Here is a 23,458-nt window from a genome sequence, read left to right as displayed (position 1 = left end):
TCCACCACAGGAAGGTTCCCCACCGTCATGCCCGATGACAAGAAGCTCGTCGACTACCTCAAGTGGGTCACGGCCGATCTGCACAAGACCCGGCGCCGCCTGGAGGAGACCGAGGCGGAACGCCGCGAACCCATCGCCGTCGTCGGCATGGCCTGCCGCCTGCCCGGCGGCGTGAACTCCCCCGAGGACTACTGGCGGCTCCTCGACGAGGGCCGCGACGGCATCACCCCCTTCCCCGACGACCGCGGCTGGGACCTCGACGCCCTCAACGGCGAAGGCGCCGGCAGCAGCGCCGCCGCCGAGGGCGGATTCGTCGACGCCGCAGCCTTCGACGCCGGCTTCTTCGGGATCTCGCCCCGCGAGGCCGTCGCCATGGACCCCCAGCAGCGCATCCTCCTGGAGACCACCTGGGAGGCCGTCGAACGAGCCGGCATCGACCCGGTCTCGCTGCGCGGCAGCCGTACCGGCGTCTTCGTCGGCACCGCCGGCGTCGACTACGTCGGCGTCGTCATGAACTCCCGCGAGGACGCCGAGGGACACGCCACCACCGGCCTCACCGCCAGTGTCGTCTCCGGACGCCTGTCCTACGCCTTCGACCTCGCCGGACCCGCCGTCACCGTCGACACCGCCTGCTCGGCCTCCCTGGTCGCCATCCACCTGGCCGCCCAGGCCCTGCGCAACGGCGAGTGCGGCCTCGCCCTCGCCGGTGGCGTCACCGTGATGTCCACCCCCATGGGCTTCTCCGGGTTCACCCGCCAGGGCGGCATCTCCACCAGCGGCCGATGCAAGGCCTTCGCGGACGCCGCCGACGGCACCGGCTGGTCCGAGGGCGCCGGCGTGCTCGTCCTGGAGCGCCTGTCCGACGCCCGCCGCAACGGCCACCAGGTCCTCGCCGTGATCCGGGGCTCGGCCGTCAACCAGGACGGTGCCTCCAACGGTCTGACGGCGCCCAACGGCCCTTCCCAGCAGCGCGTCATCCGCCAGGCACTCGCCGGGGCCGGGCTCTCCGCCGCCGACGTGGACGCCGTCGAGGCACACGGCACCGGCACCCCGCTGGGCGACCCCATCGAGGCGCAGGCCCTGCTCGCCACCTACGGCCAGGACCGGCCCGCGGACCGCCCCCTGCTGCTGGGCTCCGTGAAGTCGAACATCGGCCACTCCCAGGCCGCCGCCGGTGTCGCCGGCGTCATCAAGACGGTCCTCGCCATCCGGCACGGCGTCCTGCCCAAGTCCCTGCACATCGACCGGCCGTCCACGCACGTCGACTGGGAGGCCGGCAACGTACGCCTGCTCACCGAGCCCACCCCGTGGCCGGAGACCGGGCGGCCACGCCGCGCCGGCGTCTCCTCCTTCGGCATCAGCGGCACCAACGCCCACCTCGTCATCGAGCAGGCCCCCGACGCTGAGGAGCCCACCGACGACGCGACGGAGGAACCGGGAGCCACGCCCGCCGCCGTTCCCACCGTCGTCCCCTGGACGGTGTCGGCCAAGACCCGGGGCTCCCTGGACGCCCAGATCGCCCGGCTCACCGACGTCACCGGCGCCACCGCCCTGGACCTGGGCTTCTCCCTGGCCACCGGCCGCTCCACCTTCGAGCACCGTGCGGTCCTGCTGGCCCCCGTCGGCGGTGCGGGGGAGCCGGTGGAGGTGGCCCGGGGGCGGGCCGTGGAGCGTTCGCTCGCGGTGCTGTTCTCCGGTCAGGGGTCGCAGCGGGTGGGGATGGGGCGTGAGTTGTATGCCCGTTTCCCGGTGTTCGCGGGGGCGCTCGACGAGGTGCTGTCGTTGCTGGATCCGCAGCTCGATCGACCTTTGCGCGAGGTGTTGTTCGCGGAGGAGGGCAGCGAGGAGGCGGCCCTTCTCGACACCACCGGGTATACGCAGCCTGCGTTGTTCGCGGTCGAGGTGGCGTTGTTCCGGCTGGTGGAGTCGTGGGGTGTCACGCCGGAGTTCGTCGCGGGGCACTCGGTCGGTGAGATCGCGGCCGCGTATGTGGCGGGGGTGTTCTCGCTGAAGGACGCGTGCACGCTGGTGGCGGCTCGGGCCCGGTTGATGCAGGAGCTGCCGGCGGGTGGCGCGATGGTGGCCGTGCAGGCGACCGAGGCGGAGGTCGTCGACCACCTCACCGGCGCTCTGTCCGTGGCCGCGGTCAACGGCCCGGACTCCGTGGTCATCGCAGGCCCCGAAGCAGAGGTGACCGCGCTGGCAGACGAGTTCGCGGGCGAGGGGCGCAAGGTCCAGCGTCTGTCGGTCAGTCACGCCTTCCACTCGGCCCTGATGGAGCCGATGCTGGATGCCTTCCGTCAGGTGGCGGAGACCCTGGCGTACGCCGAACCCCGCATCCCGGTCGTCTCCAACGTCACGGGCAGGGTGGCCGAGCCGGGCCGGCTGACCACTCCCGCGTACTGGGTGGACCACGTCCGCGCCACCGTCCGTTTCGCCGACGGCGTGCGCGCCCTCGCCGATGCCGGTGCGGACGCCTTCCTGGAGATCGGGCCCGGCGGCGTCCTCACTGCCCTCACCCGGCAGACCCTCGACAGCCGCGACGGTGCCACGGACACCGTCGCGGTGCCCGCCCTGCGGTCCAAGCGCCCGGAGCAGCACGCCCTGCTGACCGGCCTCGCCGAGCTGCACGTCGCCGGTGTACGCGTCGACTGGGCCGCCTGGTTCCACGGCACCGGAGCCCGTCGCGCCGACCTGCCCACCTACGCCTGGCAGCACCGCCGCTACTGGCCGCGTCCCCTCGCCCACGCCGCCGACATCCCCGGCGCCGGCCTCACCCCGGCCGGGCACCCCTTCCTCGGTGCCGCGGTCGCCCTCGCCGGCGCCGAGGACGTCCTCCTCACCGGACGCATCGGACTGCGCACCCACCCCTGGCTCGCCGACCACACCATGGGCGGCGTGATCCTCTTCCCCGCGACCGGCTTCCTGGAACTGGCCGTCCGCGCGGGCGACCAGGTCGGCTGCGGACGCGTGCAGGAACTCACCCTCACCACCCCCCTCGGCCTCGACCCCAAGGACGCCGTCGCCGTCCAGGTCCGCGTCGGTCCCCCCGACGCCTCCGGCGGACGTCCGCTCGGCATCCACTGCCGGCCCGCCGACGCCGACGACGCACCCTGGACCCAGCACGCCACCGGCGTACTGACCCCAGGCGAACACGTCGTCCCCTTCGAATCCCCTGCCTGGCCGCCCGCCGGTGCCGACCCCGTCGACCTGACCGGGTTCTACGAGCGCACCGAGTACGGCCCCCTCTTCCAGGGCCTGCGCGGCGTCTGGACGCGCGGCGACGAGGTCTTCGCCGAACTGGAACTGCCCGACCGCACCGACGACGCCGCCCTGTTCGGCCTCCACCCGGCTCTGCTCACCGCCGCCCTGCACGCGGTGGAGTACGTCGACCTGAAGGACGCCGACCAGGGGCTGCTGCCTTTCTCGTGGGCCGGTGCCACCCTGCACGCCTCCGGTGCCACCCGGCTGCGGGTCCGCATCGGCAAGGCCGGCGAGGACTCCGTGTCCATCGCCGCCGTCGACACCTCGGGACGGCCCGTCCTCTCCGTCGAGTCGCTGGCCCTGCGGCCCTCGTCCACCGCCCGGCTCCTGGGGCCCGGTGCCGCGGACCGCGCCTCCCTGCTCGGCCTGGAGTGGGTCCCCGCCGAACCGGCGCCCGCGCCCGTCGCCACCGGCCCTCGCGTCGCCCTCGGTACCGACCCCTTCGCCACCGGCACCGTCCTCACCTCGCTCTCCCAGGTCACCGAGGACGACACCGTCGTCCTCGTGCCCATGATCGGCGGCGACGACGCCGAGGCCGCCGGCTCCGGCGACGGTCCGGTCACCGCCACCCACGAAGCGACCCGGGCCGCCCTCGTGCTCCTCCAGGAGTGGCTCGGCACCCCGAGGCCCCCGGGAGCCCGCCTCGTCTTCGTCGCCCGCGGCGCCGTCGCCGCCCTGCCGGGCGACCCGGCCGTCTCTCCCGCGGGCGCCGCCGTGTGGGGCCTGATCCGCACCGCCCAGGCCGAGCACCCCGGTGCCTTCACCCTCGTCGACCTCGAACCCGGCGCCCGGCTTCCCCTGGACGACGTGCTCGCCGTGGGCGAACCCCAGACCGCCGTCCGCGACGGGCGGGTACTCGTCGCGCGGCTCGCCCCGCTGGACCCGCCCGCCGTCCAGGACGGCCCTGATCTCCCCGACGCCTTCGGCGCTGGCCGCGACGGCACCGTCCTCGTCACCGGTGGCACCGGCACCCTCGGCGCGGCCACCGCCCGCCACCTGGTCACCCGCCACGGCGTCACCCGGCTCCTGCTGGCGGGCCGCCGAGGCCCGGACGCCCCGGGCGCCGACGGGCTCCGTGCCGAACTGGAGGCGCTGGGCGCCCACGTCACCTTCGCCGCCTGCGACGTGGCGGACCGCGACGCCCTGGCGTCGCTGCTCGCCGACATCCCCGCCGCACACCCGCTCACCGGCGTCGTGCACGCGGCCGGTGTCCTGGACGACACCGTGCTCACCACGCTCACGCCGGAACGCCTCGCGGCTGTCCTGCGGCCCAAGGCGGACGCCGCCTGGCACCTGCACGACCTCACCCGGGACCTCGGCCTCGACGCCTTCGTCCTCTACTCCTCCATCTCCGGCGTCACCGCCCGCGCCGGGCAGGCCAACTACGTCGCCGCCAACTGCTTCCTCGACGCCCTCGCCCGGCACCGCGCCGCCCAGGGCCTGCCCGCCCTGTCCGTCGCCTGGGGAGCCTGGGACCTCGACGACGGCATGGCCGGAGACCTCCTCACCGACAGCGGCCGGCAGCGCATCCGCGCCGGCGGCATCGACACGCTGTCCCGTGACCGTGCCCTCGTACTCCTCGACACCGCGCTGCGCCTCGACGCACCCCTGGTGGTGGCCACCGCCCTGGCGACGCCCCCGGGTATCGCCCACCCCGACGACGTACCCCCGCTCATGCGCGGCCTGGTCCGGGCCCCGCGCAACACCGCCTCGGCCACCACCCCGCGCCCGGCCCGTCCCACCGAACCGGCCTCCTTCCGGGAGCACTTCGCCTCCCTGAGCGCCGCCGAGCAGGACACCGCCCTCCTCGACCTGGTCGTCGACTGCGCCGCGGAACTCCTCGGACACACCGACACCGCCGACGTCGACCCCGACCGCGACTTCCTCGAACTCGGCTTCGACTCCCTGATCGGCATCGAGCTGCGCCGCAGACTCAGCGAGGCCACCGGACTCCAGCTTCCCGCGAGCATCGTCTACGACAGCGGTTCCCCGAGCGGTCTCACCGCCTGGCTGCGCACCGAACTCGGCGCCCAGGGCGGTGCCGCCCCGCAGACCGGCGCCACCGGCGGCCCCGCCGAGAACGACTCGATGGAACGCCTCTTCCTCGACGGCCTCGCCCAGGGCAAGCTCCGCGAGGCCCAGCGGATGCTCGCCACCGTCGCCGCGCTCCGCCCCTCCTTCGAGGTCACCGCCGAACTCGAGGACCTGCCCTGGCCGGTGACGCTCGCCGAGGGACCCGCCCCGTCCCGGCTCGTCTGCGTCAGCGCCCCCACCGCCAACGGCGGCGTCCACCAGTACGCCACCCTGTCCGGCCACTTCCGCGGCAAGCGGGACGTCACCGCCCTGCCCCTCATCGGGTTCAACACCGGAGAGGCCCTGCCCGCCCACCCCGAGGCAGCCGCCCGGATCATCGCGGAGAGCGCCCTCCAGGCCGCCGACGGCAAGCCCTTCGTCCTCCTCGGCCACTCCTCCGGCGGATCCCTCGCCTACGCCGCGGCCGGCGTCCTGGAGAGCACCTGGGGCATCCGCCCCACCGCCGTCGTCCTCCTCGACACCCTCAGCATCCGGCACGACAGCGACGAGGGCGTCGACTACAACGGCATGATGAAGTTCAACTTCACCGCCGTGGACGACTCCCCGGTGCGCCTCACCAACTCCCGGCTGTCCGCCATGGGCCGCTGGATGGTGCTGCTCAACGCCCTCGACGTGCACCCCACCACCGCGCCCGTCCTGGAGATCAAGTGCACCCGGGCGCTCATCGAGGGCGTTCCCGCTCCCGACCCCGAGCGCCTGCACGAGCCGGTCGTCCCGGACGCCACCGTGCGCCCCCTGGACGCCGACCACCTCTCCCTCATCCGCGAGGACTCCGGCCCCGCGGCCGGACTCGTGGAGGAGTGGCTCACCGCCCTGGAGACCACGGTCACCTCCGACGCCGCGTCCCGGCAGGACACCGCCGTCGTCGGCTGACCGCACTCCGTCCGGAAGGCCCCGGCCCCGTGTCCGACCACGGACCGGGGCCTTCCGGCTCCGTACGCCCCCCCGGCGCACTTTAGGGAAACCCGCAGTCCGGGACGGCCAGACTGGCCCTCGGACCGGGTCGGCCTGTCGCCCCGGACCGGATCTGCCGGACGGGCGCCGCGCCCGCCGGAACATCCAGCAGTGTCGGGGCGTGGAATCCGGATTCGCCGCTCTCCGCTTTTCGCGAGTTCCGGAATCTCATGGAGAGGTGGGCACCTGATGTCGAACGAGGACAAGCTCCGCGCGTACCTCAAGCGGGCCGTGGCCGACCTTCAGGAGGCACGTCAGCGACTCGACGAGGCCGAGAACCGGGACCGCGAGCCCATCGCCGTCGTCGCCATGGCCTGCCGCTACCCCGGCGGCGTGCGCTCCCCCGAAGAACTGTGGGAACTGGCCAGGGACGGCGTGGACGCCATCTCCGCCTTCCCCACCAACCGCGGCTGGGACCTCGACCGGCTGTTCCACCCCGATCCCGCCCACCACGGCACCACCTACGCCCGCGAAGGCGGCTTCCTGCACGACGCCGGTGAGTTCGACCCGGCGTTCTTCGGGATCTCCCCGCGTGAGGCCCTCGCCATGGACCCGCAGCAGCGGCTGCTCCTGGAGACCTCCTGGGAGACCCTGGAACGCGCCGGGATCGCGCCCGACGCACTGACCGGCAGCCCCACCGGCGTCTTCGTCGGCACCGGGCACGGCGACTACGACGGTGCCGCACGAGGACGCCAGGAGGAGGTCGCAGGCCACCTCCTCACCGGCAACACGGTCGCCGTCGCCTCCGGCCGCCTGTCCTACACGTACGGCTTCGAAGGCCCCGCCGTCACGGTCGACACCGCCTGCTCCTCCTCGCTGGTGGCGCTGCACCTGGCCGTGCGCTCCCTGCGCCAGGGGGAGTGCTCCCTCGCCCTGGCCGGCGGTGCCACGGTCATGTCGACGCCGAAGATGTTCACCGAGTTCGCCCGGCAGCGCGGACTCGCCGCCGACGGCCGCTGCAAGGCCTTCGCCGCCGCCGCCGACGGAACCGCCTGGTCCGAGGGCGCCGGCCTGATCCTGCTGGAGCGCCTGTCCGACGCCCGCCGCAACGGCCACCCCGTCCTCGCCGTGATCCGCGGCTCCGCCATCAACCAGGACGGCGCTTCCAACGGCCTCACCGCCCCCAACGGCCCCTCCCAGCAGCGGCTGATCCGGCAGGCCCTCATCGACTCCGGCCTCACCTCCGCCGAGGTCGACGCCGTCGAGGCGCACGGCACCGGCACCACCCTCGGCGACCCCATCGAGGCGCAGGCACTCCTCGCCACCTACGGGCGGGACCGCGGCGACGGACGACCGCTGCTGCTCGGCTCGCTGAAGTCCAACACCGGGCACACCCAGGCCGCGTCCGGCGTCGCCGGCGTGATCAAGATGGTGCAGGCCATGCGCCACGGAATCCTGCCCAAGAGCCTCCACATCGACGCGCCCACCCCGAACGCGGACTGGGAGGACGGCGGAGTGGAACTGCTCACCGAGCACACCGCCTGGCCGGAGACCGGCCGTCCGCGCCGCGCCGCCGTGTCCTCCTTCGGCGTCAGCGGCACCAACGCCCACCTCGTGCTCGAACAGGCTCCGGCCGAAGAGGCACCCGAGGTCGCGGAGCCCGGACAGGCCGAGGGCGCGTGGTGGCCGTGGGTGGTGTCGGGCAAGTCGCGTGCGGCGGTGGGGGAGCAGGCGGCGCGGCTGGCGGCGACGGTGCGCGCGTCGGACGCCTCCGTGCTGGACGTGGCGCACGCGCTCGCGGTGACGCGGGTGGCGATGGACCAGCGAGCGGTGGTCGTCGGCCGCGACGTGGACGATCTGCTCGCCGGCCTCGACGCGCTGGCGGCGGGTGAGCCCTCCGCCCGGGTCGTGGAGGGCGCCGCGGGGGACGGCACGGGGGGCGTGGTGTTCGTCTTCCCGGGCCAGGGCTCGCAGTGGGCCGGGATGGCGGTGGAACTGCTGGAGACCTCGCCGGTGTTCGCGTCCCGTATCGCCGCGTGCGCGCGGGCGTTGGCGCCGTTCGTGGACTGGTCGCTGCCGGATGTCCTGCGCGGCGTGGAGGGTGCGGCGTCGCTGGAGCGGGTGGACGTGGTGCAGCCCGCGTTGTGGGCGGTGATGGTGTCGCTCGCCGAAGTATGGCGTTCGCGAGGTGTGCGGCCGGCCGCGGTGGTGGGGCACTCGCAGGGGGAGATCGCGGCCGCCGTGGTGGCGGGCGGTCTGTCGCTGGAGGACGGCGCGCGGGTGGTGGCGTTGCGTTCGCGGGCGTTGCGGGCGCTGTCAGGTCTGGGCGGCATGGTCTCGGTGGCGCGTGGCGTGGACGAGGTGCGCGGGCTGCTGGCCGGCTACGAGGGCCGGATCGGTGTGGCGGCGGTGAACGGCCCGTCGTCCGTGGTGGTGTCCGGAGACGCGGACGCGCTGGACGCGTTCGTGGCCGAGTGCGAAGCGGCGGGAGTGCGGGCGCGTCGGGTGGCGGTGGACTACGCGTCGCACTCGGCGCATGTGGAGCGTATCGAGGAGGAACTGGCGCGGCTGCTGGCTCCGGTGACGGCCCGGTCCTGCGAGGTGCCGTTCTACTCGACGGTGACGGGGGAAGCGATCGACACCGCCGTTCTGGACGGCTCGTACTGGTACCGCAATCTGCGGGGGACGGTGGAGTTCGAGGCGGCGACGCGTGCGCTGCTGGCGGACGGTTTCCGGGTGTTCGTGGAGGTGAGCGCGCATCCGGTGGTGGCGACCGGGGTGCGGGAGACCTTCGAGGACGCCGGTGTGCGGGCGGGTGTGGTGGGCACGCTGCGTCGTGACGAGGGCGGACTGGAGCGGTTCACCACGTCACTGGGGGAGGCGTGGGCGCTGGGCGCCGACGTCGACTGGGACGCGTACTACGAAGGCACCCGGCCCCAGCGCGTCGACCTCCCCACCTACCCCTTCCGTCGCGAGTGGTACTGGCTGACACCCGCCGAGTCGGCCGCCGCCGCGTCCGGTGGAGACACCGCGGACGGCGAGTTCTGGTCGGCCGTCGAGAGCGGCGACATCACCCGCCTCTCCTCCGTCCTGGAAGTCACCGGGGACGACGTCGAGGCCTTCGGTACCCTGCTGCCCGCGCTGGCGTCCTGGCGCCGCCGCCGTACCCTGCGCTCGACCCTGGACGGCTGGCGCTACCGCGTCACCTGGACCGCGCTGACCGGCGCCGGCGGCACCGTGCCCGGCGGCCGCTGGCCGGTGCTCGTCCCCTCCGGGCACGCCGACGACCCCTGGGTGGCGGACGTACTCGCGGCCCTCGCCGCCCGCGGCCTGCGCATCGAACGCCACGACCTCACCGGCGACGAGGACACCGCCGCCCTCACCGCCCTCCTCACCACGGGCCCGGGCCACGGCCCGGACACCGACGGCGACGCACCCGCCGGAGTGCTCTCGCTGCTCGCTCTCGACGAACACCCCCACCCCGACCACCCCGTCGTACCGCGCGGCCTCGCCACCGCCAAGGACCTGGTGCACGCCCTGTCCGGGACCGGAGCCCGGCTGTGGGCCCTGACCCGCGGTGCCGTCTCGGTCGACGGCCGTGACCCGCTGACCTCGCCGGTCCAGGCCGAGACCTGGGGCTTCGGGCGTGCCGTCGCCCTGGAACTGCCCGACGCCTGGGGCGGTCTCGCCGACATCCCCGCGGAGCCCGACGCCCGGTGCCTCGCCCGGCTCGCCGCTCTCCTCGGTGGCGAGGAGGACCAGATCGCCGTACGGACTTCCGGCGCGTACGCCCGCCGCCTGGCCCGTATGCCGCTCCCCGAGCCGACCGCGGCCACCGAGGACGCGCCGAGCGTGACCGCGGCCGGCGAGGACGACGGGATCGGCGGCTGGGGCGACCACGACACCGTCCTGATCACCGGCGGCACCGGCGCGCTCGGCGCCCATGTCGCCCGCTCGCTGGCCGCCCACGGCGCACGCCACCTCGTCCTCACCAGCCGCCGCGGGTCCGACGCGCCCGGCGTGTCCGAACTGGTGGCGGAACTGACCGGCCTCGGAGCCCGGGTCACCGTCGCCGACTGCGACGTGGCCGACCGCGACCAGCTCGCCCGCCTCCTGGCCGGTCTCCCCGCCGAGCTGCCCCTCACCGGTGTCGTGCACGCCGCCGGCGTCCTCGACGACGGCGTCCTCGACTCCCTCACCCTGGACCGCTTCGAGGCGGTCCTCCGCCCCAAGACGGCCGGCACCGCGCACCTGCACGAACTGGCCCGCGACCACCCGGTCACCCTGTTCGTGCTGTTCTCGTCGATCGTCGGCGTCCTCGGCAACGCCGGACAGGCCAACTACGCCGCCGCCAACGCCTACCTGGACGCCGTCGCCGAACAGCGGCGCGCCGAGGGCCTGCCCGTCACCTCCGTGGCCTGGGGCCCGTGGGCGGACGCCGGCATGGCCACCGCGGACGTGCTCGCCGACCGGATGAGCCACGACGGCCTCACCCCCATGGCCCCCGAGACCGCCGTCGCCGCGCTGCGCGCCGCCGTCGCCGAGGGCGCCTCCCACACCACCGTCGTCGACGTGGACTGGCGCGCGTACGCCTCCGTGATGACGGCGGCCCGGCCCAGCCCGCTCGTCGGGGACCTGCCGGAGGTCCGCCGCGCCCTGGCGGCGGCCGCCGCCGCGGCGCCCGACACCCATGCCCTGCGCGACCGGCTGCGCGCCCTCGCGCCCGCCGAGCAGGACCGTCTGCTCACCGACCTGGTCCGGGCCGAGGTCGCCACCGCCCTGCGGTACTCCTCACCGGAAGCGGTCGACGTCGACCGCGCCTTCAAGGACCTCGGCTTCGACTCGCTGACCGCCGTGGAGGTCCGCAACCGGATCACCACCGCCACCGACCTCAAGCTCCCCACCACCCTGCTCTTCGACTACCCGAACACCGCGGCGGTCGTCGCGCACCTGCGCACCCTGCTCCTCGGCGAGGACCGCACCGCCGCCGCGCCCGCCGTGGTGTCCGCGGGCATCACCGACGAGCCGATGGCCGTCGTCGCGATGGCCTGCCGCTTCCCCGGCGGCGTCACCACGCCCGAGGAACTGTGGGAGCTGATGGCGGCCGAGCTGGACGTCGTGTCCACCCCGCCCGAGGACCGCGGCTGGGACCTGGACTCCCTCTACGACCCGGACCCCGACCGGCAGGGCACCACGTACAGCCGCGAGGGCGGCTTCATCCGGGACGTCGCCGGATTCGACCCCGCGTTCTTCGGGATCTCCCCGCGCGAGGCGCTGGCGATGGACCCGCAGCAGCGGCTGCTGCTGGAGACCTCCTGGGAGACCTTCGAACGCGCCGGCATCGACCCGCGGACCCTGCGCAACAGCGCCACCGGCGTCTTCGTCGGCAGCATCACCACCGACTACCAGGTCCGGCTCGGCGGTGCCGCCGCCCAGGAACAGCTCGCCGGACACCTGATGACCGGCAACGCCTCCAGCATCGCCTCGGGCCGTCTCTCCTACACGTACGGCTTCGAGGGCCCCGCCGTCACCATGGACACCGGCTGCTCCTCCTCGATGGTGGCTCTGCACCTGGCGCTCCAGTCGCTGCGCACCGGCGAGTGCACCATGGCGCTGGCCGGCGGCGTCACCGTCATGTCCACGCCCGAGCCGTACGTGGAGTTCTCCCGGCAGCGCGGCCTGGCCGCCGACGGCCGCTGCAAGGCCTTCGCGGAGGGCGCCGACGGCATGGGCTTCGCCGAGGGCGTCGGCCTCGTGCTCCTCGAACGGCTCTCCGACGCGCGCCGCAACGGCCACCCCGTCCTCGCGGTGGTCCGCGGCTCGGCCCTCAACCAGGACGGCGCCTCCAACGGCCTGACCGCCCCCAACGGCCCCTCCCAGCAGCGCGTCATCCGCCAGGCCCTCGCCAACGCGGGCCTGACCCCCGCCGACGTGGACGCCGTCGAGGCGCACGGCACCGGCACCCCGCTCGGCGACCCGATCGAGGCGCAGGCCATCCTCGCCACCTACGGCCAGGACCGCGACCCCGAGCGGCCCCTGCTCCTCGGCTCGTTGAAGTCGAACATCGGTCACACCCAGGCCGCCGCCGGCGTCGCCGGCATGATGAAGATGATCCTGGCGATGCGGCACGGCACCCTGCCCAAGAGCCTGCACATCACCAAGCCGACCCCCGTCGTCGACTGGTCGAGCGGCGCCGTCCGCCTGGTCACCGAGGCCACGCCCTGGCCGGAGACCGGCCGTCCCCGCCGGGCCGGCGTCTCCTCCTTCGGCATCAGCGGCACCAACGGCCACCTCATCCTGGAGGAGGCTCCGGCACCCGATCCGGCGCCGGCCGAGGAGGCGGCGTCGGCCGAGGAGGCGACGCCGGCCGTCGAGGACGGCTGGTGGCCGTGGACGCTGTCGGCGAAGTCCCGTGCGGCCGTGGGCGAGCAGGCCGCGCGACTGGCCGCCGCCGTGCGCTCCTCGGACGCTCGGGTGCTGGACGTGGCGCACTCGCTGGTGACCACCCGCGTGGCCATGGACCACCGTGCCGTGGTCGTCGGCCGGGACACGGAGACCCTGCTCGCGGGCCTCGACGCGCTGGCCGCGGGCGAAGCCGCCGCCGGTGTCGTGGAGGGCGTCGCGGGCGAGGGCTCGGGCGGTGTGGTGTTCGTCTTCCCGGGCCAGGGCTCGCAGTGGGCCGGCATGGCGACCGAACTCCTGGCGACCTCACCGGTGTTCGCGTCGCGCGTCGCGGAGTGCGCGGCGGCGCTCGAGCCGTTCGTGGACTGGTCGCTGCCGGATGTCCTGAAAGGCGCGGAGGGTGCGCCGTCCCTGGAGCGCGTGGACGTCGTCCAGCCCGCGCTGTGGGCGGTGATGGTGTCCCTCGCCGAGGTGTGGCGGTCCCGGGGCGTGGAGCCCGCCGCGGTGCTGGGGCACTCGCAGGGCGAGATCGCCGCCGCGGTGGTGGCCGGTGGGCTGTCCCTGCGGGACGGCGCGCGGGTGGTGGCGCTGCGGTCGCGTGCGCTGCGCGCCCTGTCCGGGCTGGGCGGCATGGTGTCGGTCGCGCGGGGCGTCCGGGACGTGCGCGACCTGCTGGACGACTTCGACGGACGGATCGGCGTCGCCGCCGTCAACGGCCCGTCGTCGGTCATCGTCTCCGGCGACGCCGACGCCCTGGACGAGCTCCTGGACCGGTGCGAGCGGACCGGCGTCCGGGCGCGCAGGGTGGCCGTCGACTACGCCTCGCACTCGGCACACGTCGAGCGGATCGAGGAGGAGCTCGCGGAACTGCTGGCCCCGGTCGTCGGACGGTCCTGCGCAGTGCCGTTCTACTCCACCGTCTCCGGGTCGCTGATCGACACCGCCGAGCTGGACGGCGGCTACTGGTACCGCAATCTGCGCGGGACGGTGGAGTTCGAGGCGGCGACGCGTGCGCTGCTGGCCGACGGGTTCCACGTCTTCGTCGAGGTGAGCGCGCACCCGGTCGTCGCGACCGGGGTGCAGGAGACCATCGAGGACGCGGGCGCGAGCGCCGGTGTGGTCGGCACGCTCCGCCGTGACGAGGGCGGACTGGAGCGGTTCACCCTCTCCCTGGGCCAGGCGTGGGCGCTGGGCGCCGACGTCGACTGGGACACGTACTACGAAGGCACCCGACCCCACCGCGTCGACCTCCCCACCTACCCCTTCCAACGGCAGCACTACTGGCCGCGCTTCGCCGACTTCGGCGGCGACGTGACCTCCGCCGGCCTCGACTCGCCCGACCACCCGCTGCTCGGCGCCTCCGTCGAACTCGCGGGCGGGGACGGCCTCGTGGCCACCGCCCGCTGGTCGCTGCGCACCCACCCCTGGCTCGCCGACCACGCCGTGTCCGGCACCGTGATCGTGCCCGGCACCGCGCTCGTGGAGTCCGTGATCCGCGCCGGTGACGCACTGGGCTGCGGCCAGGTCGACGAACTCACCCTGCAGGCGCCCGTCGTCCTGCGGGAACGCGGAGAGGTCCAGGTGCAGATCGCGGTCGGTGAGCCCGACGCGTCCGGGCGCCGCCCCGTCAGCGTCCACACCCGCACCACCGGACCCGACGGCGGCGGCGAGGAGTTGTGGACGCTCCGCGCCCGGGGAAGCCTCACCGAGCCCGGCGTACCGGGCGTCGAACGGCCCGAGGACTTGACCGTCTGGCCGCCCCGGGGCGCCACCACCGTCGCCGCCGACGGCTTCTACGACTTCCTCGCGGGCCGCGGGTACGAGTTCGGCCCCGTCTTCCAGGGCGTACGCGCCGCCTGGAGCCGTGGCGACGACGTGTTCGCCGAGGTCGTCCTGCCCGAACAGGTCCGCGGCGACGCCGGACGCTTCGGCATCCACCCCGCCCTCCTCGACGCCGCCCTGCACGCGGCCAACCTCACGTCCGACGGCGACCGCACCGTCGTGCCGTTCGCCTGGTCCGGCGTGTCGCTGCACGCGACCGGCGCCACCGCGTTGCGCGTGCGGGTCTCCCCGGCGGGGCCGGACACGATCACCGTCCACATGACCGACCCGACGGGCGCACCGGTCGCCGTCATCGAGTCGCTGGCCGTCCGCGAGGTCACCGCCGAGGCCCTCGACCCGTCCGCGCGCGCCGCCCGCGACTGGCTGTTCCGGCTCGACTGGACCCCCGTCACCCCGCCCGTCGCCGCCCCCGCCGCGCCCGGCCTCGCCGTCCTCGGTACCCCCGCCGCCGCACCCGACGGCAGCGGAACCCCACTGCCCGCCTTCGGCACCCTCGCCGAGCTGACCGAACACCACGCCACCACCGGGCGCCCCCCCGGCGCCGTCCTGCTGTTCGCCCGGGAGCCGGAGGCGGCGGACGACTCGGACGTCCCCGACACCGTCCTCGACCACGTGCTCGCCACCGTCCAGGACTGGCTCGCCGACGACCGCACCGACGGCACCCCGCTGGTCGTCGTCACCCGCGGCGCCGTCGCCACCGGACCCGGCGACCCCGCCCACGACCTGCCCGGCGCCGCCGTGTGGGGCCTGGTGCGCTCCGCCCAGACCCAGCACCCCGGCCGCCTCGTCCTCGTCGACCTCGACGCCCACGACGACTCCTGGCGGGCCCTGCCCGCCGCGCTCGCCACCGGCGAACCGCAGCTGGCCATCCGCCAGGGCGAGCCGTACGCCCCCCGCCTGGCCCGGCCCCGCACCGGCGACGCGCTCACCGTGCCGTCCGGTGCCGGCGCCTGGCGGCTGGACATCCCGCGGAAGGGCTCCGTCGACGAGCTGGAACTCGTCGCCTGCCCCGAGGCGACCGAGGCCCCCGCCGCCGGTCACCTGCTGATCGAGGTGCGCGCCGCCGGCCTCAACTTCCGCGACGTGCTCAACACCCTGGACATGTACCCCGGCCCGGCCGTACTCCTGGGCGCCGAGGCCGCCGGTGTGGTCACCGCCGTCGGCGACGGCGTCACCGACTTCGCCCCCGGCGACCGCGTCATGGGCCTGGTCACGGGCGGCTTCGCCACCCACGCCGTGGCCGACGCCCGCATGGTCGCCCCCGTACCCGACGGCTGGACCTGGGCGCAGGCGGCCTCCGTGCCCGTCGCCTTCCTCACCGCCTACTACGGCCTGCGCGACCTCGCCCGCCTGGAGGCGGGGGAGTCCGTCGTCGTGCACGCCGCGGCCGGCGGCGTCGGCATGGCCGCCGTCCAGCTCGCCCGCCACTGGGGCGCCGAGGTGTACGGCACGGCCGGCGAGCACAAGCGCGCCCTGCTGCGCGCCGACGGCTGGGACGACTCCCGCCTCGCCTCGTCGCGGGACCTCGGCTTCGAGGACCGGTTCCGGGCCGCGAGCGGCGGACGCGGCGTCGACGTCGTCCTCAACTCCCTGGCGGGCGACTTCGTCGACGCCTCGCTGCGGCTCCTCGCTCCCGGCGGGCGCCTGGTCGAGATGGGCAAGACCGACGTCCGCGACCCCGAGCAGGTCGTCCGCGACCACCCGGACGTCGCCCTCTACCAGGCGTACGAACTGCGCGAGGCGGGCGAGGACCGCATCCGGGAGATGTTCCGCGACCTCACCGGCCTGTTCGCCTCCGGCGCCCTGCGCCCGCTGCCCACCGTCACCTGGGACGTGCGCCACTCCCGCGAGGCCTTCCGCCACATGGCGCAGGCCAAGCACTACGGCAAGATCGTCCTCACCCTGCCGCGCGCCTGGGACCCCGAGGGCACCGTACTGATCACCGGCGGCGCGGGCGTCCTCGGCGGCATCCTCGCCCGCCACCTCGTCACCCGGCACGGCATGCGGCACCTGCTCCTCACCGGGCGCCGCGGCCCCGAGACCCCGGGCGCCACCGAACTCCGGACCGAACTGGAGGCACTGGGCGCCCACGTCACCCTCGCCGCCTGCGACGCCGCCGACGCCGACGCGCTCTCCCGGGTCATCGCCGCCGTACCCGCCGCACACCCCCTCACCGCGGTCGTGCACGCGGCGGGCGTCCTCGACGACGGCGTCCTCGAACACCTCACCCCCGACCGGATGCGTACCGTCCTCGCGCCGAAGGCCGACGCCGCGCGTCACCTGGACCGCCTCACCCGCGGCCTCGACCTCGCGGACCTCGTGCTGTTCTCCGCGGGCGCCGGCGTCTTCGGCAACGCCGGACAGGCCAACTACGCCGCCGCCAACACCTACCTCGACGCCCTCGCCCACCGGCGCCGCGCCGAGGGACTGCCCACCACCTCGCTGTCCTGGGGCCTGTGGGCCGACGCCAGCTCCCTGACCGGCCACCTCGACGACACCGACCTCGCCCGGGTCCGCCGCTCCGGCGTCCTGCCGCTGACCGCCGCCGACGGCATGGCGCTCTTCGACGCCGCCCTCGCCGAGCAGCGTCCCCACCTCGTGCCCGTACGCCTCGACGCCGGACAGCTGCGCGCCTGGGGCGGCGACGTGCCGCACCTGCTGCGCTCCCTGTACCGGGGCCCCGCCCGGCGCACCGCCGAAGCGGGCGCGCCCACCGGCACCGACGGACTGCGGACACGTCTGGCGGGTCTGTCCGCCGACGACCGGCTCGCCGCCCTGCGCGACCTGGTCGGCACCTGCGCGGCGGCCGTCCTCGGCCACACCGACCCCGCCCACCTGCACGCGGGCCGCGCCTTCCGCGACCTCGGCTTCGACTCGCTGACCGCCGTCGAGCTCCGCAACCGGCTCAACGGCGCCACCGGACTGCGGCTGCCCGCCACCCTCGTCTTCGACCACCCGACCGTCACCGAACTCGCCGCCTTCCTGGACGGCGAACTCACCGACGCGTCCCCGGCCGCGCCGCCCGCCGCCCCCGCCCCGGCCACCGCCGCGCACGGCGACGACGACGTCTTCGCCATCGTCGGCATGGCCTGCCGGCTGCCCGGCGACGTCCGGTCGCCCGAGGACCTGTGGCGGCTGCTCACCGACGGCACCGACGCCATCGCGCCCTTCCCCGCCGACCGGGGCTGGGACCTCGACGGCCTCTACGACGCCGTACCCGAACACCAGGGCAGCTCCCGCACCCGCGAGGGCGGCTTCCTGCACGACGCCGCCGACTTCGACGCCGACTTCTTCGGCATCTCCCCGCGCGAGGCGCTCGCCATGGACCCGCAGCAGCGCCTCCTCCTGGAGACCTCCTGGGAGGTCTTCGAACGGGCCGGCATCGACCCCCGTTCCGTACGCGGCAGCCGCACCGGCGTCTTCGCCGGCCTGTCCTCCAGCGACTACCTCAAGCGCGTCACCCACGTACCCGACGAGATCGCCGGGTACGTCAACAACGGCAACGCCAACAGCATCGTCTCCGGCCGGGTCGCCTACACCCTCGGCCTCGAAGGTCCCGCCGTCACCGTCGACACCGCCTGCTCGTCCTCCCTGGTCGCCCTGCACATGGCGCTCCAGGCGCTGCGCGGCGGCGAGTGCACCATGGCACTGGCCGGCGGCGTCACCGTGATGTGCTCGCCCGAGATCATCGTGGACTTCTCCCGCCAGCGCGGCCTGGCCGCCGACGGCCGCTGCAAGCCGTTCGCCGCCGCCGCCGACGGCACCGGCTTCTCCGAGGGCGTCGGCCTGGTCCTCGTCGAACGGCTCTCCGACGCCCGCCGCAACGGCCACCGGGTACTGGCCCTCGTCCGGGGCTCCGCGGTCAACCAGGACGGCGCGAGCAACGGCCTCAGCGCCCCCAACGGCCCCGCCCAGCAGCGCGTCATCCGTCAGGCGCTCGCCGACGCGGGCGTCCGCGCCGCCGACGTCGACGCCGTCGAGGCGCACGGCACCGGCACCCGGCTCGGCGACCCCATCGAGGCCCAGGCGCTGCTCGCCACCTACGGCCGCGACCGGGACGCCGCCCACCCGCTGCTGCTCGGCTCCGTCAAGTCCAACCTGGGCCACACCCAGGCCGCCGCCGGCGTTGCGGGCGTCATCAAGACGGTGCTGGCGCTGCGGCACGGCACGCTCCCCAAGAGCCTCCACATCGACGCGCCCACCGAGCACGTGGACTGGCAGAGCGGCGGCGTCCGGCTGCTGACCGAGGCCACCGAGTGGCCCGTGCCCGCCGTGCCCCGGCCGCGCCGTGCCGCCGTCTCCTCCTTCGGCATCAGCGGCACCAACGCCCACGTCATCCTGGAGGAGGCACCGGCCGACACCCCGATCGAGGCATCGTCCGACACCCCGGTCGAGGCATCGTCCGACGCCTCGACCGACGTGCCGGCCGTCTCCGACGCCCCCGGAACCGACCGTACGTCCGTCCCCGTGTGGGCCGCCCCGACGGCAGGGACCGAGCAGGCCGACGCCACCGCGGACGCCCGCGCCACCGGCGGGACGGCGCCCCTGCCCTGGACGCTGTCCGCCCGCAGCGAGGCCGCCCTGCGCGGCCAGGCCAAGGCCCTCCTCGCCCACCTGGACGCACACCCCGGAACCGCCCCGGCCGACATCGCCCACTCCCTGGTGACCCGCCGGGCCCTCCTGGAGAAGCGGGCGGTCGTCATCGGCACCACCCCGGGCGACTTCCGCGCCGGACTCGCCTCCCTCGCCGAGGGCAGCCCCGCCGCCTCCGTCGTCAGCGGCGGCCGGGGCGCCGGCCGCGACCGCAGGACCGTCCTGGTCTTCCCCGGCCAGGGCACCCAGTGGGAGGGCATGGGCGCCGAACTCCTCGACGCCTCACCGGTCTTCGCCCGGTCGATAGCGGACTGCGAGGCCGCCCTCGCCCCGCACGTCGACTGGTCGCTCACCGAGGTACTGCGCCGGACCGACGGCGCCCCCACCCTCGACCGGGTCGACGTCGCCCAGCCCGCCCTGTGGGCCGTGATGGTCTCCCTCGCCGAGCTGTGGCGCGCCCACGGCCTCGAACCCGCCGCCGTCCTCGGCCACTCCCAGGGCGAGATCGCCGCGGCCGCCGTCAGCGGTGCCCTGTCCCTCGCCGACGCCGCCGCGGTCGTCGCCGTCCGCAGCCTCGCCATCGCCCGCGAACTGTCCGGGCACGGCGGCATGGTGGCCGTCGCCGTCTCCCACGAGCAGGCCGACGCCCTCGTCGCCGACCTGCCCGGCGTCTCCGTCGCCGCAGTCAACGGCCCCGCCTCCGTGGTCGTGTCCGGAGACCCCGAAGGACTCGACACCCTCCTCGCCCGGTGCCGGGAGCAGCGCATGCGCGCCCGCCGCGTCCCCGTCGACTACGCCTCCCACTCCGCGCACGTCGACCGGCTCGCCGAGAGCCTGCCCGCCGCCCTCGCCGGCATCGCACCCCACGACGGCGACATCCCGTTCTTCTCCACCGTCACCGCCGACTGGCACCCGGGGACCGGGCTCGACGCCGCGTACTGGCACCGCAACCTGCGGAGCACCGTGCGCCTGGAGGACTCGCTGCGGGCCCTCGTCGACCAGGGCCACGACGTGTTCGTGGAGTGCAGCCCGCACCCCGTGCTCACCGTCGGCATCGAGGACACCGCGGCCTCCGCCGGGGCCGACGCCGTCACCCTGGGCTCCCTGCGCCGCGACGACGGCGGCGCCCCCCGCTTCCTGACCGCCCTCGCCGCCGCCCACGTGGCGGGCGTGCCCGTCGACTGGCGGCCCGCCGTCGCCCACGGCCACCCCACCGACCTGCCGACCTACGCCTTCCAGCGCGAGCGGTACTGGCTGGAGGCGGGCGGCGAACAGGCCGACCCGGCGGGCCTCGACACCGTCGTACGGCTCGCCGACGGCGGAGCGCTCCTCAGCGGCTCCCTCTCCCTCACCACCCAGCCCTGGCTCGACGCCCACCGCACCCACGGCACCGCCGTCGTCCCCGCCACCGCCCTCCTCGACTGGGCGGTGCGCGCCGGTGACGAGACGGGCCTGCCCCGCGTCGTGGAACTCGACGAGCACATTCCGGTCGCCGTCCCCGACCAGGGCCGCGTCGAGATCCAGCTCACCGTGTCCGCGCACGACGGCACGGGGCCCGGCCCGGAGGGCACGGACACCGGCCCGGACGGCACGGACAGTGGCCCGGAAGGCCCGGACACCGGCCTGGGCGGCCCGGAGAGCGGACGCGAAGGCTCCGGTGGCCGCACCTTCACCGTCCACTCACGCCTCCTCGGGCCCGACGGTGACACGGCAGGCGGCGCCACCCCTTGGACCCGCAACGCGACCGGCGTCCTCGCCCCCGCCCCGCACACCGACCCCGCCCCGGCGAAACCCGGCCCCGGCGCGTCCACCGACGCGGCCGCCACCGTCGACCTCGACCGGGCCCACGACCTCGTCCACCGCAGCGGACTCGACCTGGACGCCCCGTTCCGCACCGTACGATCCCTGCGACACTCCGGCGACACGCTCCTCGCCGACGTCGAACTGCCCGAGAGCGCCCACGCGGACGCCACCCGCTTCCGCCTCCACCCGGCGCTCCTGCAGACCGCCGTCGCCCTGGCGGCGACCCCCGACGACGCCACCGCGCCGGTGCTGCCCGCCGCCTGGCGGAACGTCACCGTGCACGCCACCGGAGCCGCGCGGCTCCAGATCGCCCTGACGCCCGTCGGCGAGGACACCTGGACGGTCGACGCCCACGACACCACCGGCACCCCCGTCCTGACCGGCACGGTCACCACCCGACGGGCCGGCCCGGAGCGGCTCCCGGCGCCCCCCGGCCCCGACGCCCTGCACCGCGTCATCTGGACCCCGCTGACCGACGGCACCCCGAGCGCCACCCAGGACCACGACGGCACCCGGAGCGCCACCCCGGTCCACGACGGCCCCTGGGCGGTCCTCGGCATCCCGGGTCGGCTCACCGCCGCCCTGGAGCGGTCCGGCGCCACCGTCCAGGTCCACGCCGACCTCGCCGCCCTCACCGCGGCCCTCGACAGCGGCGCGGCCGAGCCCCCCGCCGTGGTCGTGGCCGTACACGGACCCACAGCGGGCGACGACCCCGCGGCCGGCGCGCACGACTCCGCGCGACAGGCCCTCACCCTGGCCACCGACTGGCTGCGCGACCCCCGCCACGCCGGCACCCGGCTGCTCGTGGTCACCGAAGGAGCCGTCGCCACCGGACCGGACGACACCGTCCCCGGCCTCGCCGACGCCACCGTCTGGGGCCTGCTGCGCTCCGCCCAGACCGAACACCCCGGCCGCTTCCTCCTCGCCGACCTCGACCCGGCGGCGCGCGACGAATCCACCCCGGACGGACCCGACTCACCCACCGACACCGACACCGAACCCCAGGTCCCGGACGCCTCGGCCGACGCCCTGATCAGCGCCGTGACCGCGGCGGCCCGCACCGGCGAGACCCAGTTCGCCGTCCGGGCGGGCACCGTCACCGTGCCCCGCCTGGTGCGCGCCGACCACCCCGACGACGCCCCCCGGCCCGCCACCACCGGTGCCTGGGGCGACGGAACCGGCGCCGGCACCGTCCTGATCACCGGCGGCACCGGCGTCCTGGGCGCCCACGTCGCCCGCCACCTGGTCACCCGTCACGGCGTACGGCACCTGCTGCTCACCGGCCGGCGCGGACCCGACGCCCCCGGAGCGAACGCCCTGCGCGAGGAACTCACCGCCCTCGGCGCCGATACCGAGATCGTCGCCTGCGACGCCGCCGACCGCGACGACCTGGCCCGCGTCCTCGCCGGCATCCCCGCCGAACACCCCCTGACCGCGGTGGTCCACGCGGCCGGCGTCCTCGACGACGGCCTCCTGGACGACCTCACCCCCGACCGCGTCGACCGGGTCCTGCGCCCCAAGGCCGACGCCGCCTGGCACCTGCACGAACTCACCCGCGACAGCAAACTCACCGCGTTCGTCCTGTTCTCCTCCTACGCCGGAGTCGCCGGCGGACCCGGCCAGGCCAACTACGCCGCCGCCAACGCCTTCCTGGACGCCCTCGCCCAGTACCGGCGCGCCCGCGGCCTCACGGCGCACTCCCTGGCCTGGGGCTTCTGGGCGGACCGCAGCGGACTCACCGGAGCCCTCGACGGCGCCGACCTGGCCCGCCTGGCCCGCTCCGGCATCCGGCCCCTGACCGCGGACCAGGGCCTCGGCCTCCTCTCCGCGGCCACCGGCCTCGACACCGCCCAACTCGTCCCGGTCAGCCTCGACACCCGCGCCCTGCGCGGCGACGAGGTGCCGCCACTGCTGCGTGCCCTCGCCCGCCCGGCCCCACGGCGCACCGCCCCCACCGGCACCACACACCCCGCCGGCAGCGGAATGCCCGACCGCGAAGGACCGGCGGACCTCCTCCGACGACTGGCCGGACTCCCCGGCCCCCAGCAGCAGGCACTGCTGCACCGCATCGTCCTCGGCCACGTCGCCGCCGTCCTCGGCCACGCCTCCGCCGAATCCCTCGACGCGGGCCGCGGCTTCCTCGACCTCGGCATGTCCTCACTGACCGCGGTCGAACTCCGCAACCGGCTCAACGCCGAGACCGGCCTCTCCCTGCCCACCACCCTGATCTTCGACCACCCGGACCCGGCAGCCCTCGTACGTCACCTGCGCACCGAACTGGGCACCGACACCGGCGAGACGCGGCAACCCGTCTTCGCCGAACTGGCCGACCTCGAAGCCGCCGTCGGCGGCGCAGAACTCGACGACCAGGAACGCGCCCACCTGGCCAAGCGCCTCAAGGCCCTCCAGTGGAAGCTCGACTCCACCCCGGACGGCGCCCAGCCCGACGACGACTCCGACCTCGACACCTCCACGGACGACGAGATGTTCGACCTGATCGACAACGAACTGGGGCTCGCCTAACCGCCCCGTCCGCCGGCGCGCCACGAGCACGCCGCCGGACGCG

General features: G+C 75.3%; 2 protein-coding genes. Both read left to right on the top strand.

Going from position 1 to position 23,458, the window contains the following annotated elements; all coding sequences use genetic code 11:
* The first annotated feature begins 27 nt into the window (after nucleotides 1–27).
* Complete coding sequence (locus tag ACFZP7_RS01085) at nucleotides 28–6,231, top strand: type I polyketide synthase (protein ID WP_385633552.1); 6,204 nt, start codon at nucleotides 28–30, stop codon at nucleotides 6,229–6,231.
* Between the two features lie 270 nt (nucleotides 6,232–6,501).
* Nucleotides 6,502–23,415: a type I polyketide synthase gene (locus tag ACFZP7_RS01080; RefSeq protein WP_385633551.1), complete on the top strand. Its 16,914-nt coding sequence runs from the start codon at nucleotides 6,502–6,504 to the stop codon at nucleotides 23,413–23,415.
* Nucleotides 23,416–23,458 lie beyond the last annotated feature (43 nt).

The organism is Streptomyces sp. SudanB5_2050 (assembly GCF_964272335.1).
GTDB classification, from domain to species: Bacteria; Actinomycetota; Actinomycetes; order Streptomycetales; family Streptomycetaceae; genus Streptomyces; species Streptomyces rochei.
Note: the sequence above shows the minus strand (reverse complement) of the source record. Positions and strands in the feature narration are given on the sequence as shown.